This window comes from Achromobacter sp. UMC46 (assembly GCF_014170335.1).
Taxonomy (GTDB): Bacteria; Pseudomonadota; Gammaproteobacteria; order Burkholderiales; family Burkholderiaceae_B; genus Achromobacter.
The window spans coordinates 1-12847 of the sequence record NZ_LZZS01000026.1 but is presented as its reverse complement, the minus strand read 5'-3'; the positions used below and the strand labels follow the sequence as shown (position 1 = coordinate 12847).

Below are 12847 nucleotides of genomic sequence, written 5' to 3'. Positions count from 1 at the left end.
GCCCGAAATGGTTCGGGCATAATCCCGCCCCATGTTAATCGAGTTTGACCAGGCGGTAGTGTCCACGCCCCAGGCGGAAGTCTTGCGCGGGGTGAGCGTGACCCTGGCCGAACGCCGTGTCGGCATCGTCGGCCCCAACGGCGCTGGCAAGAGCACGCTGGCGCGCCTGGTCAACGGCCTGGTGCTGCCCTCCGCGGGCAGCGTGAGGGTGGACGGGCGGGATACCCGCCACGACCTGAAGGCCGTGCGCCAGCGGGTCGGCTTCGTGTTCCAGAACCCCGAGAACCAGATCGTCTTTCCCATCGTCCGGGAAGACCTGGCTTTTGGCCTGAAACGCCTGGAACCCGACAAGGCACGGCGCGAAAGCCGCATCGAATCCCAATTGGGCGCGCTGGGCGTGGGCCATCTGGCCGACCGCACGAGCCACACACTGTCGGGGGGCGAGCGCCAGCTTGTTGCCTTGGCGGCCGTGCTGGTGATGGAGCCGGCGCTGATCGTCTTCGACGAGCCCACCACCCAGCTGGACCTGCGCAACCGCAACCGGGTGCGCGACGCCATCGCCGCGCTGCCGCATGACGCGATTGTCGTCAGCCACGATCTGGAATTGCTGGAAGACTTCGACCGCGTGCTGGTCGTGCGCGACGGCGGCATCGCGGCCGACGACACGCCGGCCGCGGCCCTGCGCTGGTACCGGGAGCACTGCGCATGATGGAGCCCTTGTACGTCCCAGGCCGGACGCCGCTGCATCAATTGCCGGCCTGGCTCAAGCTGCTGGTGCTGATCGCGGCCGGGGCGGGGCTGTTCATGCTGCGGGATCCCCGCTGGCTGTCTGCGGCGTTCGCCGTGGCCGCTGGGCTGGTGGCGGCCACCGGGGTCGCGGCCTCCGCCGTCTGGCGGCAGGTGCGCGGGCTGCTCTGGGTGCTGCTGGCCGTGGCGCTGTTCACCGGGTGGTTCCAGGGCTGGAGCGAGGCGCTGGCGGTGGTGCTGCGCGTCGGGGCGATGGTGGGGTTGGCGCTGGTGGTGACGCTGTCGACCCGCACCTCGGACCTGATTGCCGTCTGCGAGCGCGCGCTGATGCCGCTTGAACGCATCGGGCTGGTGGATGCCGGCAAGGTCGCGCTGGCGTTGGCGCTGGCGTTGCGTTTCGTGCCTGAAATCTGGCGCAACTTCCAGGAGATCCGCGAAGCGCAAGCCGCGCGCGGACTGGGCGCCCATCCGGTCGCCTTGATCGTGCCTTTGATCGTGCTGACGCTGAAACGCGCAGAGGAAGTGGCCGAAGCCATCGACGCGCGCAGCCCATGACTGCCACGCGCACTGCCTTGATTCCGTAGAGGGGAAAACCATGAAATCCAATAACACCGTGCTGATCGCGCTGTTCGCGGCGCTGATTGTCGTCCTGAGCCTGATGCCGCCGATTCCGTTGCCGGGCATTCCGGTGCCGATCACCTTGCAGACGCTCGGCGCCATGCTCGCCGGCGCGATGCTGGGGCCCGTGCGCGGCGCGCTGGCCTGCCTGCTGTATCTGGCGTTGGCGGCGATCGGCCTGCCCGTCCTGCCTGGCGGCCGCGGCGGTTTGGGCGCCTTTTTCGGACCGACCGGCGGATTCCTGATCGGGATGGTGGCCGGCGCCTTCGTGACGGGCTGGCTGGCCCGCCGTCTGGCGGGCCGCGCCACAAGCACGTGGACCGGGCTGGCGGGTTACGTGACGGCTTGCGTCGTGGGCGGCATCGCCGTGGTGTATGCCTTCGGCGTGCCGTGGCTGGCCTCGGTGACGAAGATGGGCCTGCCCAAGGCGGCGATGGCGGTGGCGGTGTTCCTGCCGGGCGACCTGGTCAAGGCGGTCGTGGCCGCGTGGGTGGCGTCGCGGGTCGAACGCGTTTGGCCGATGCTGGGGCGATGAACCGGCCAGCACAGGGAATCCCCCAACAGACGCGCCGAGAGTTTTCCTAGTACAAGTTCGCCATTAACGAATGCGTTTGCTGGGATGAGGTTTCCGTAGCACATCAGGGATTTACCGTAGTTGTGAGAAGTCATCTGATACGCTTTTAACCCTATAATATTTTTTTCTGTATAACTTTAACTAGGCTCGCTTCGCCTCAATCGAGGCACATAAGAGCCACCACAGGAGACAAAAATATGCGCAAGCACTTCGGCTTGTCCGCGGCGGCTGCCGCTTTCGCCCTGACTCTGCCGCTCCTGGCGAGCGCGCAGGTCAAGGTGGGCGTGACGGTATCCAGCACCGGCCCCGCCGCGTCGCTGGGGATCCCCGAGCGCAACACCGTGGCATTGCTGCCCAAGGAAGTGGCCGGCCAGAAGATCGAATGGATCGTCCTGGACGACGCCACCGACACGACGCAAGCCGTCAAGAACTCGCGCAAGCTGGCCTCCGACGACAAGGTCGACGTGCTGATCGGCACGTCCGTGACGCCGGGTTCGCTGGCCATGGTGGACGTGGCTGCCGAAGCCAAGGTGCCGATGATCAGCGTGGCCGCCAGCGCCAAGATCGTCGAACCCGTGGACGAAAAGCGCCGCTGGGTCTTCAAGACCCCGCAGAACGACGCCCTGATGGCCGGCGCCCTGGCTGACGCCATGGCCAAGTCCAAGGTCAAGACCCTGGGCTTTATCGGCTTTGCCGACGCCTACGGCGACGGCTGGCTGGACGTGATGCAGAAGGCCGCGAAGGCCAAGGGCATCGAAATCGTCGCCATCGAAAAATACAGCCGCACCGACACTAGCGTGACGGGCCAGGTCTTGAAGCTGGTCGGCGCAAAGCCCGACGCCATCCTGATCGCCGGCGCCGGCACCCCGTCGGCCCTGCCGCAAAAGGAACTGAAGGCCCGCAACTACGGCGGCACCATCTATCAGACCCACGGCGCCGCCAACAACGACGTGCTGCGCGTCTGCGGCAAGGACTGCGACGGCATGCTGCTGCCGGCCGGCCCGCTGCTGGTGGCGGCCCAGCTGCCCGATTCCAACCCGGTCAAGAAGTCGGCCCTGGCCTACGTCGAGACCTACGAGAAGGCCAACGGCGCCGGCTCGACCAACACGTTCGGCGGCCACATGTGGGACGCCGGCCAACTGGTCGTGGCGGCCTTGCCCGTGGCGCTGAAGTCGGGCGCCAAGCCCGGCACGCCGGAATTCCGCGCCGCCATGCGCGACGCGCTGGAAGGCGTGAAGGATCTGGCCGCGTCGCAAGGCGTGTTCAATATGTCGCCCACCGACCACGCCGGCTTTGACGAGCGTTCGCGCGTCATCGTCAAGGTCGAAGGCGGCAAGTGGGTCTATCAGCCCGGCCTGTAATTCCCCAGGATTGCCCGATCCGCGGGTGCGCGAACGCGGGGTAGCGCCAGTGTCTGGCGCCTGCTCCGCGGTACCCGAGCAATGCTTCGCACCGGCCTTTCCGGCCGGTGTGTCGTATCAGCAAGAAATCACAAGGTAGTTGTTCGATGGATTCCTCAATTGCGCTGATCCTGCTGCAAGACGGTGTCGTCAACGGCGCTATCTATGCCCTGCTGGGCATGGCTCTGGTGCTGGTTTTCGCCGTTACGCGCGTCATTTTCATTCCCCAGGGCGAGTTCGTGGCGTTTGGCGCCTTGACCCTGGCCATGCTGGTGGACGGCAAAGTGCCGGGCACCGCCTATCTGTTGCCGCTGCTGGGCGCCGTGTGCCTCGCGCTTGAGCTGTTGCGCGCCGTGCGCGCCCGCAGCGCCGCCGGCCTGCCCAAGACGATCGCCACCTGTGTCGTGCTGCCGCTTGCCTTGTTCTGGCTGACCAAAAGCTACACCGGACCGGACAACTCGTTGTGGCTGAACATGCTGCTGACGCTGCTGCTGGTGATCCCGATGGGCCCCATGGTCTACCGCATCGTGTATCAACCGTTGGCCGAAGCCACCGTGCTGGTGCTGCTGATCGTCTCGGTGGCCGTGCACTTCGCCTTGATGGGCCTGGCGCTGGTGTTCTTCGGCGCCGAAGGCTGGCGCACGCCGGCGTTCGTCAGCGGCCAGGTGGACCTGGGCTTCATGGTCTGGTCGGCGCAGAGCCTGTTCGTGGTGGCGACCTGCGGATTGCTGATCGTGGCCCTGTGGCTGTTCTTCGGCAAGACGCTGTACGGCCGCGCGCTGCGCGCCACCGCCGTCAACCGCCGCGGCGCACGCCTGGTCGGCATCAGCACCACCATGTCCGGCAGCCTGACGTTCACGCTGGCCGTGGGCATCGGCGCCATGTCCGGCATGCTGATCGCGCCCATCACCACCGTCTACTACGACACGGGTTTCTTGATCGGCCTGAAGGGCTTCGTGGGCGCCATCATCGGCGGCCTGGCCAGCTACCCCATCGCCGCGGCGGGTTCGCTGCTGGTCGGCGTGCTGGAATCTTTCTCGTCCTTCTGGGCCAGCGCCTATAAGGAAGTGATCGTCTTCACCTTGATTATCCCGGTTCTGGTCTGGCGTTCGTTCAGCACCCATCACGTGGACGAAGAGGAATAAACGCCATGAACCGCATTTTGCTTGCCGTATTCATCGTCGTCCTGGCGGGCCTGCCGCTGGTGCCGGTCACGCCGGAATTCTGGGTGACGCAACTCAACTACATCGGGCTGGCCAGCCTGGTCGTGCTGGGTCTGGTGCTGTTGACCGGCGTGGGCGGCCTGACGTCGTTCGGCCAGGCGGCTTTCGTCGGCCTGGGCGCGTACACGACGGCCTTCCTGACCACGCAGTACGACGTGTCGCCCTGGCTGGCGCTGCCCGTCGGCCTCGTCATCACGGCCGTCGTGGCGTATCTGCTGGGCGCGATCACGTTGCGCCTGTCGGGCCACTATCTGCCGTTGGGCACGATCGCCTGGAGCCTGTCGCTGTACTTCCTGTTCGGCAACATCGACCTGCTGGGCAAACACGACGGCATCGCCGGCATCGAACCCCTCAGCGTTTTCGGCATTTCGCTGGCCAGCGGCCGCCATATCTATTACCTGATCTGGGTGTTTGTCCTGCTGGCGCTGTGGGCGACCCGGAACCTGCTGAATTCGCGTCCGGGACGCGCCATCCGCGCGCTGAAAAGCGGCGCAGGCATGGCCGAATCCATGGGCGTGAACACGGCGGCATACAAGGTCGTGATCTTCGTCTGGGCCGCCTTGCTGGCCTGCATTTCGGGTTGGCTGTACGCGCACATGCAGCGCGCCGTCAGCCCCAGTCCCTTCGGCCTGAACTACGGCATCGAATACCTGTTCATGGCGGTGGTGGGCGGCGCGGGCTACGTCTGGGGCGCCTTGCTGGGCTCCAGCGTGATCCTGGTGCTGAAGGACCAGTTGCAGAACTGGCTGCCCAAGCTGCTGGACACCAACGCCAACTTCGAAATGATCGTTTTCGGCGTGCTGCTGATCCTGATGCTGCAATACGCCCGCAACGGCCTGTGGCCGATCTTGGCGGGCTGGTGGGGCAGCATCACCGGCGCCGACGGTTCGCGCCGCAACCTGGCGCCGCCGGCGCCGGCGCCCGCCTTGCCGACGCGAGAGCGTCCGCAGCCGGGTCAGGTGGTGCTGGAAGTGGATGCCATCCGCAAGGAATTCGGTGGCCTGGTCGCCGTCAACGACATCACCTTCAAGGTCAGCTCGGGCGAGATCATGGGCCTGATCGGCCCCAACGGCGCCGGCAAGAGCACGACCTTCAACCTGATCAGCGGCGTGCTGCCGGTAACGCGTGGCAAGGTCACGTTCATGGGCCAGCGCATCGACAACCGCTCGGCGCGTGAAATCGCCAAGCTGGGTGTGGGCCGCACCTTCCAGCACGTGCAATTGCTGCCCGGCATGACCGTGCTGGAAAACGTGGCGCTGGGCGCGCATTTGCGTTCGGACGTCGGCGTGCTGGCGGGCGCCTTGCATTCGGACCGCGCCCGCGAGGCGCAACTGCTGCACGAGGCCGCCGAGCAGATCAAGCGCGTGGGCCTGGGCGAATACCTGTATGAGCAGGCGGGCAACCTGGCGCTGGGCCAGCAACGCATCCTGGAAATCGCGCGCGCCCTGGCGTCCGATCCCGTGCTGCTGCTGCTGGACGAACCCGCCGCCGGCCTGCGCTACAAGGAAAAGCAGGACCTGGCGCGCGTGCTTGAACAGCTGCGCGCGGAAGGCATGAGCATTCTGCTTGTCGAACACGATATGGATTTTGTGATGCGCCTGACCAACCACCTCGTGGTGATGGATTTCGGCACCAAGCTGGCCGAAGGCGTGCCGGCCGACGTGCAAAAGAACCCGGCGGTGCTGGAAGCCTATCTGGGCGGCATCGACGACGACCTGCCCGAAGCGGACCAGGCCAAGCCCGTGTCGGCCGGAGGTGTGCAATGAGCGCCACGCAACCCCCCGTCCTGGAAGTCAGCAACCTGTCGGCCCGCTACGGCAAGGTCGGCGCGCTGGTGGGCGCCACGTTGACGGTGCCCGCCGGCAGCATCGTGACCGTGATCGGCGCCAACGGCGCCGGCAAATCCACCATGCTCAACGCCGTGATGGGCTCGCTGCCGCAGACCGGCCATTCGGCCGGCACCGTGCAGTACGCGGGCACCGACGTGTCCGGCTGGCAGGTGGAGCGCCGCGTGGCGGCCGGCATGTCGCTGGTGCCCGAGCGCCGCGAGCTGTTCGGCACCATGTCCGTGGAAGACAACCTGCTGTTGGGCGGCTTCCGCCGTTACCGGGCGCGCGAAGCCGGCTGGCGCGACACCCTGAATGAAGTGTTCGACCTGTTCCCGCGCCTGCGCGAACGCCGCGCCCAGCAGGCCGGCACCTTGTCCGGCGGCGAACGCCAGATGCTGGCCGTGGGCCGCGCCTTGATGGCCAAGCCCACGTTGCTGATGCTGGACGAACCCAGCCTGGGTCTGGCGCCCCGCATCGTGCGCGAGATCTTCCACATCATCGCGCGCCTGCGCGAAACCGGCGTGGCGATCCTGCTGGTCGAGCAGAACGCCCGCGCGGCCCTGCAGGTGGCCGATTATGGCTACGTGCTGGAAACCGGCGAAGTGATCCTGCACGGCCCAGCGCGCGAACTGGCCGGCGACCCGAAAGTCATCGAGAGCTATCTGGGCCTGGGCAAGGGCGCGGAACAAGCCTGACGCGCCCGGCGCGCAGGATCGGGAAAGACGCCGGGCACCGAAAGGTGCCCGGTTTTTTTATGGCCTGGCCGCAGACCCGGACGTCATGCGAGCGCCGCCAGGGCCGGCGCGATCAGGCCTTCAAGCGCGCGTTTCGAGGCGCCGTCCCGGGCTTGGAACGAGATGGCCTGCATCACCCCGCAATAGAAGGCCGCCAGCGCGCGGACGTCCGTCTTGGCGGGCAGCTCGCCGTCCCGGATGCCGCGCTCCAGGCGCTTGCCCACCTGTATCGTGGACGCCCGGCGCGCGGCCTTCAGCCGATCCTCCGCCGGCTGGTGTTCCGCTTGGCAATTGACGCCGCCAAGAACGAGCAGGCAGCCCCCGGAAGGCGATTGCAGGGCGACGCCGATGCTCCGTTCCAGCATCAGCCGGATCGCAGCCGCAAGCGGCCCTGGCGCTTCGAGGGCCTGCATCGGGCCGGCCCCCACGGTCGTCCCATACAGGTCGACGACTTCCTGGAACACGGCGGCCTTTGATCCGAAGGCCGCGTAGAAGCTGGGGGGATTGATTCCCATGGCGGCGGTCAGGTCGCTGACCTGGGCACCTTGGTAGCCCTTTTCCCAGAACACCTCCAGCGCCAGGTGGAGCGCGGCGTTCCGGTCAAAGGCGCGGGGCCTTCCTCGCGCCGCCATTTAACGGACCGGGGAAAATGCCAGCGCCTTGATCTCGACCAGGCCGCCAGGAGGATTCAAGTCCGCGACGGCCAGCTCGACGGCGGCGGGGTAGGGGGCGGCGAAGAACTCGTCCCGGACCGTGGCGATGGCTTGCAGCTGCGCCGCCTTGTCCAGCGTCGTGCGATCGCTTCCGAAGACATGGAACATCTGGAGTTCGACGACATCCGAGAGCTCGGCCTGGCACGCGGCCAACAGCGATTCAATACTGCGGAAAACGCGCCGCAGCGCTTGCTTGAAGGCGTCGGCGTCCATCGGCTCGGAAGACGGGTTGGCGACGACAACCCCCGATACGAAGACCAGGTCGCCCGCCCGGCGCGCCGGGGCGTAGTGGAATTGTTCGACGTCGGCCGCCAGGGACGCGGGTACCGCGACCATGCCGGTTCGCGTGGGGATCACCGTTGTCGCGTCGGTGAGGGAAGAATCTGCCATGTTGCGCTCCGGATCGGATCAGGTTGAGCCGACCATCTTAGCACATTCTGTAGTCGAAATTACATAAATTGCGGAAACGGCTATTCGAAGACCTCGACCACGCGGAAGCGCTCGCAAGCCAGCATCATGTCCGGGGCATAGCCGCCATTGCGTTCGAAGTAGGCGATATGCGCCTCCCGCCAGACGTCGTAGGGGCCTTCGCCTTCCGCCAGCGCAAAGGCCTCGTCCACCTCGTCAAAGCGCTGGATCAGCACGCTGGTGGTTTCGATGACGCACGCCGGCCGCCCTTTGCCGTCCAGCACGACGTCGCGGCGTCCGGCTTCGGGCACGGGCTCTTTGTCGTTGAAATGATGCAGCGCGCCGCAGGTCGCCGTCTTGGCGCCTGCCAGCACCAGGGCCAGCAGCTCGTCCGCCAGCTCGGGCGTATCGCCGAACTGGAACGTCACGGCGTTTTCGTAGGGGGCGGGTGGTTTCATGCTTGGGGTGTCCATTGCAGGGTCAGCTCCTGCCCCATGCCGGGGTCGGAAGTGGAAGGGGCGCCGGTCTCGATGCGGCCGGCCAGACGGTGTGTACAGGGGGAGGCGAGGTCGCTGGCGGCGTGCACGGTCACGTCGTACCAGCCGCCCGTGCGGGTCATGTCCCACGACAACTCCACGGATTCTCCAGGAGCCAGATCCGCGGTGGCCTGCTGCGGATAGCCGTAAGCATTGGCGTCGATGCGGAACGCGCGCGGACGCGGGCCGGGGTTGCGCACCGACAGGCGCAAGGAGGCGCCGGGCCCCGCATAGGCCGCGGTGACGGCCAGCGGCGGCATGGCGCCGGCCGCGGCCCGTCCCGTGAAATGCCGGTGGAATCCGTTCGGCCCCAGCACCCACAGGTCGTAGCGGCCGTCATCATCCGACGTCGGCCACGCGCCTTCCAGCCGCTTGCCGGCTTCCACGGTGTAGCGGCGCGGGCCGCGTTCCAGATGCAACCGGTCATAGACATGCAGCACCGCGCCGGCGGCACCCGTGTTCTCGAACTGCAGCGTGACGCGGCCGCCATCCACCAGGGCATGGGTATGTAGCGCGTAAGGCAGCGCGCGGGAGGGGCGTGTGCCGGATTGCTGGCGTGCCGGCGCCGGTTGCGCGGGCGCGGAAGGTGTCACGGTGCCGGGCAGGGCGGAGGCTTGCGCGGCCCGTTCCGCCGTGGCGGGAAAGCCGCGCAACAGGTCGGCTTCGTCCGGGTTGGCGAAATCGAAGATCGACGTCAGGTCGCCGCACACCGCCAGGCGCCAAGGCGAGATGTTCGGTTCGGCCACGCCGAAGCGTTGTTCGACGAAGCGCAGCACGGACGTGTGGTCGAACACTTGCGAATTGACCCAGCCGCCCTTGGTCCAGGGCGACAGCACGTACATGGGCACGCGCGGCCCCAACCCGTAGACGCCATGCAGATGCGCCGGCGTGTCGTCCTTTTCCACGCCGGTGATGATTTCGTGGTATTCGCCCCGGGTGTCCACGGTGGACGCGCCGGCCAGTTCGCCGGCGGCGTCGCGCGACGGCGGGGCAGGCGGCGGCATGTGGTCGAAGAAGCCGTCGTTTTCGTCGAACATCAGCAGCAGGACGGTCTTGCTCCAGACCTCCGGATTGGCGGTCAGCGCGTCCAGCACGCGGGCCGTGTAGTCCGCGCCCTGGGCAGGGCTTGAGGGGCTGGGGTGTTCGGACCCGGCCTTGGTCGCGCAGATCCACGACACCTGCGGCAAGGTGCCGTCCAGCACGTCCTGGCGCAGCAGGTCCAGGCCGCGGGTGCTCAGCGCCTTGTCCTTCAACGCGGCAAGCGAGCCCGGCACGCCATGGTAGGCATCGCGATAGGCCTTGAAACCCGCGGTGGGGTTCAGCGAATAGTTGTCCGCCATGTCCTGGTAGATGCGCCAGCTGACGCCTGCGGCCTCCAGCCGTTCCGGATAGGTGGTCCAGGTGTAGGCGCGGGCCGGGTCCCCGCCCTTGAGCTTGTTGTAGACGTTGCCCAGCGCCGGGCCGTTGCCATGGCCCGCGCCGTCGTTCGTGCCGCTCCATACGAACAGCCGGTTGGTGTTGGTGCCGCCGGTGAACGAACAGTGATAGGCGTCGCAGACCGTGAATGCGCGCGCCATGGCGTACTGGAAAGGCATGTCGGCCTCGGTGTAGTACGCCATCGAATGGTTCTTCTTGGCGGCCGGCCACCGGCCCATGCGGCCGGCCTCCCAGGCGTCCTGCGCGTTGGACCAGGTGTGCGGCGTGCTGGCGATGCGCAGGGTCTCGAAAGCTTCGCGCGTGTCCAGCCGATAGGGCAGCACGGTGCGCGGCGCGCCTTCATCGGGCTTGTCGTTGTATTGCGCCCAAACGGTACGGCGGCGGGCGTCCGGGCTGTCCGGCACCGGGATGGGGAAGCGGTCGCCGAAGCCGCGCACGCCCGCCAGACCGCCAAAATAGTGGTCGAACGAGCGGTTCTCCTGCATGAAGATCACGATGTGCTCGACATCGCGGATCGTGCCGGTGCGGCGGTCGGCGGGAATGGCCAGCGCGCGGCGGATGGAGGCCGGCAACAGCGCCAGCGCGCTGCCGGCGCCGGCAAGGGTTGCGCTGTTGCGCAGGAAGTCGCGTCGGGTCTGCATGGGGCTCGGGCATCCTGGAATACGACACTGCCCGCGGGAAGGCGGGCAGTGTCGGGGGGAGCGATAGGCGGCGGCGCCGGCTTAGCGGCTGCCGGTGCTTTCCGCGTAGTCCATGTACAGCTTGTGGGCGCGGCGCGCCAGCGGGCCGTATTCCAGCGCACGGTCTTCCACGCGGTTCACGTGGACCACCTTGCCGTAGTTGCCGGACGAGAACACTTCGTCGGCCGCTTCGACATCGGCGCGGGTCAGGCTGCGTTCCAGCACCTCGACGCCGTCTGCCTTCAGCAGCGCCAGGACGCGGCGGCGCGTGATGCCGTTCAGGAAGGTGCCGTTGTCCACGGGGGTGGAAACGATGCCGTCCTTGGCGATCCACAGGTTGCTGGTGGCGAATTCGGCGATGTTGCCCGCGCCGTCCAGCATGATGGCGTTGTCGAAGCCCTTTTCGGTGGCTTCGCGAATGGCGCGCTGGCCGTTCGGGTACAGGCACGACGCCTTGGCATCGGTGGGCGCCATGTTGGGCCAGGAACGCGCGTAGCTGGAGAAGCAGGCCGAAAAGCCTTGCTCGCCCGGCATCGGCACCTTGAACACGTGCAGCACGAACTGGGTCTTGTCGGCGTCGGGCAGCAGGAAGCCGTCGGCGCAATAGAACATCGGCTTGATGTAGAGCTCGGTCCCGGCGGGGAATTTGGCCACGGCTTCCAGGCACAGCTTCTGGATCGCTTCCCAGCCGATCTGCGGCTTCATCAGCATCTTTTCAGCCGAACGCACGACGCGCTGGCAATGCAGGTCCAGGTCGGGCGTCAGGCCGCGGAACGCGCGCGCGCCGTCGAAGACCATGCTGGCCATCCAGAACGCGTGGTCGGCGGGGCCGAGCAGTTTGGGATTGTCGGTGGTCCAGTGACCGTCGTGCCAATACAGGGCATCCATGTTCATCTTCCTTCGCTTTAATCGGGTAGGCGCTGCTTCGGCGCCGAAACGCCAGGATACATGAGGCGGCGGTGGCGGCCGGCCATCACTCGCGAGCCAGCGCCGCCTGCACGCGATCGGCGGCGTCCGCCGGCATCCATTGCCGCCAGACGGGGCCGTACTGCTTCAGGAAGTAGCGCGCCGCGTCTTCGGGTTCCTTGCCTTCGTTTTCGAGCCAACCCAAGGTGGCGTTGATGGCCTCGTCGGGCACGGTCAGCTTGCCCAGGAAGTCGGCGATCTTGGGCGCCTCTTTGGCGAAGGCCGCGTTCACGCCCGTGACGACGGGGTTCGGCTTGAACTCGGTGGCGACCGGGTCGGCGCATTTGGGATCGGTCATGCAGGTGTAGGCGGCCTGGTCGAAGGTGGGCAGTTCCAGCTTCACCAGATCCAGCGCGCCCACCAGCGAGGTGGGCGTCCAGTAGTAGAAGACGATGTCGCGCTTGCGCTTGTAGGCCGACACGATGGCGGCTTTCTGCGCGGCGCCCGAGCCGGGCGCGAACAGCGAGTAGTCCTTGTCCAGCTTCAAGGCGCGCAGCAGGTTGTCGTTCAGGGTGCCGCAAGCCCAGCCGGCGGGGCAGCCGTAGATGCGGCCGCGGCCGGGGTCTTCGGGGTCGGTGAACACCTTCTTGAAGCGCGCCAGGTCGGACGCCGCCTTCAGGTCCGGATGACGTTCGACGGTGTAGCGCGGCACATACCAGCCTTCGCCGGCGTCGTACACGTGGCCCACGCCCAGCACTTTGCCGCTGGCCAGGGCCTTTTTCCAGGCGCCTTCGATCTGGCCGGGCCACACTTCAGGCGTCACGTCCACGTCGCCGCGTTGCAGCGCCGCCAGCATGGGCAGCGTTTCGCCGATTTCCACGGTGGTCTTGCAGCCGTAGCCGTGTTCCAGCACGTAGCGTTCAATGCCCGCCAGCACCAGGTTGGATTCCCAGTTCAGTCCGCTGAAGCGGATGGGTCGGTCGACTTCGCAGGTGGCGGCAGAAGGGGGGGCGGCAGAGGGGGCGGCAGAGGCCGCCTGGGT

General features: G+C 67.0%; 13 protein-coding genes. 7 read left to right on the top strand and 6 right to left on the bottom strand.

The window, feature by feature from the left end; genetic code table 11:
* The first annotated feature begins 31 nt into the window (after positions 1–31).
* The 7 genes from A9973_RS18395 (at position 32) to A9973_RS18365 (ending at position 7086) form a co-directional block, all read left to right on the top strand.
* Positions 32–709, top strand: a complete 678-nt coding sequence (locus A9973_RS18395; RefSeq protein ID WP_183015155.1) for an energy-coupling factor ABC transporter ATP-binding protein — start codon at positions 32–34, stop codon at positions 707–709.
* On the top strand, positions 706–1302 hold the full coding sequence (locus A9973_RS18390; RefSeq protein WP_183015154.1) for an energy-coupling factor transporter transmembrane protein EcfT: 597 nt from the start codon (positions 706–708) through the stop codon (positions 1300–1302). Before A9973_RS18395 ends, A9973_RS18390 begins: the two co-directional genes overlap by 4 nt.
* Positions 1303–1342: 40 nt before the next feature.
* Positions 1343–1900 (top strand): biotin transporter BioY, encoded by a 558-nt coding sequence (locus tag A9973_RS18385; protein WP_183015153.1) that lies wholly within the window; start codon positions 1343–1345, stop codon positions 1898–1900.
* Between the two features lie 236 nt (positions 1901–2136).
* Positions 2137–3300, top strand: a complete 1164-nt coding sequence (locus A9973_RS18380) for an ABC transporter substrate-binding protein (protein WP_169273726.1) — start codon at positions 2137–2139, stop codon at positions 3298–3300.
* 146 nt (positions 3301–3446) lie between these two features.
* The gene (locus A9973_RS18375) at positions 3447–4484 is read left to right on the top strand and encodes a branched-chain amino acid ABC transporter permease (RefSeq protein ID WP_183015152.1); all 1038 of its coding nucleotides are present in this window, start codon (positions 3447–3449) and stop codon (positions 4482–4484) included.
* Between the two features lie 5 nt (positions 4485–4489).
* Entirely contained in the window at positions 4490–6328 is a 1839-nt protein-coding gene (locus A9973_RS18370; protein ID WP_183015151.1) for an ATP-binding cassette domain-containing protein, read from the top strand.
* The gene (locus A9973_RS18365; protein WP_183015150.1) at positions 6325–7086 is read left to right on the top strand and encodes an ABC transporter ATP-binding protein; all 762 of its coding nucleotides are present in this window, start codon (positions 6325–6327) and stop codon (positions 7084–7086) included. The genes A9973_RS18370 and A9973_RS18365 overlap by 4 nt, the downstream gene beginning before the upstream one ends.
* 83 nt (positions 7087–7169) lie before the next feature.
* Here A9973_RS18365 and A9973_RS18360 read toward each other — a convergent pair whose 3' ends face one another.
* The 6 genes from A9973_RS18360 to A9973_RS18335 form a co-directional block, all read right to left on the bottom strand.
* On the bottom strand, positions 7170–7757 hold the full coding sequence (locus A9973_RS18360; RefSeq protein ID WP_183015149.1) for a TetR/AcrR family transcriptional regulator: 588 nt from the start codon (positions 7755–7757) through the stop codon (positions 7170–7172).
* The gene (locus tag A9973_RS18355) at positions 7758–8228 is read right to left on the bottom strand and encodes a Rid family hydrolase (protein WP_183015148.1); all 471 of its coding nucleotides are present in this window, start codon (positions 8226–8228) and stop codon (positions 7758–7760) included.
* Positions 8229–8308: 80 nt separating this feature from the next.
* Positions 8309–8704: an ASCH domain-containing protein gene (locus tag A9973_RS18350; protein WP_255469213.1), complete on the bottom strand. Its 396-nt coding sequence runs from the start codon at positions 8702–8704 to the stop codon at positions 8309–8311.
* Entirely contained in the window at positions 8701–10860 is a 2160-nt protein-coding gene (locus A9973_RS18345) for a phosphocholine-specific phospholipase C (RefSeq protein WP_183015146.1), read from the bottom strand. The genes A9973_RS18350 and A9973_RS18345 overlap by 4 nt, the downstream gene beginning before the upstream one ends.
* 81 nt (positions 10861–10941) lie before the next feature.
* Entirely contained in the window at positions 10942–11787 is an 846-nt protein-coding gene (locus A9973_RS18340) for a branched-chain amino acid aminotransferase (RefSeq protein ID WP_183015145.1), read from the bottom strand.
* A gap of 85 nt (positions 11788–11872) precedes the next feature.
* The coding region (locus A9973_RS18335; RefSeq protein ID WP_183015144.1) for an ABC transporter substrate-binding protein at positions 11873–12847 on the bottom strand (975 nt) is incomplete at its 5' end.

What these genes read in the sequence shown, in the direction of transcription:
- A9973_RS18395 (WP_183015155.1), top strand. Translation starts at nt 32, where the DNA reads ATGTTAATCGAGTTTGACCAGGCGGTAGTGTCCACGCCCCAGGCGGAA.
- A9973_RS18390 (WP_183015154.1), top strand. Translation starts at nt 706, where the DNA reads ATGATGGAGCCCTTGTACGTCCCAGGCCGGACGCCGCTGCATCAATTG.
- A9973_RS18385 (WP_183015153.1), top strand. Translation starts at nt 1,343, where the DNA reads ATGAAATCCAATAACACCGTGCTGATCGCGCTGTTCGCGGCGCTGATT.
- A9973_RS18380 (WP_169273726.1), top strand. Translation starts at nt 2,137, where the DNA reads ATGCGCAAGCACTTCGGCTTGTCCGCGGCGGCTGCCGCTTTCGCCCTG.
- A9973_RS18375 (WP_183015152.1), top strand. Translation starts at nt 3,447, where the DNA reads ATGGATTCCTCAATTGCGCTGATCCTGCTGCAAGACGGTGTCGTCAAC.
- A9973_RS18370 (WP_183015151.1), top strand. Translation starts at nt 4,490, where the DNA reads ATGAACCGCATTTTGCTTGCCGTATTCATCGTCGTCCTGGCGGGCCTG.
- A9973_RS18365 (WP_183015150.1), top strand. Translation starts at nt 6,325, where the DNA reads ATGAGCGCCACGCAACCCCCCGTCCTGGAAGTCAGCAACCTGTCGGCC.
- A9973_RS18360 (WP_183015149.1), bottom strand. Translation starts at nt 7,757, where the DNA reads ATGGCGGCGCGAGGAAGGCCCCGCGCCTTTGACCGGAACGCCGCGCTC.
- A9973_RS18355 (WP_183015148.1), bottom strand. Translation starts at nt 8,228, where the DNA reads ATGGCAGATTCTTCCCTCACCGACGCGACAACGGTGATCCCCACGCGA.
- A9973_RS18350 (WP_255469213.1), bottom strand. Translation starts at nt 8,704, where the DNA reads ATGAAACCACCCGCCCCCTACGAAAACGCCGTGACGTTCCAGTTCGGC.
- A9973_RS18345 (WP_183015146.1), bottom strand. Translation starts at nt 10,860, where the DNA reads ATGCAGACCCGACGCGACTTCCTGCGCAACAGCGCAACCCTTGCCGGC.
- A9973_RS18340 (WP_183015145.1), bottom strand. Translation starts at nt 11,787, where the DNA reads ATGGATGCCCTGTATTGGCACGACGGTCACTGGACCACCGACAATCCC.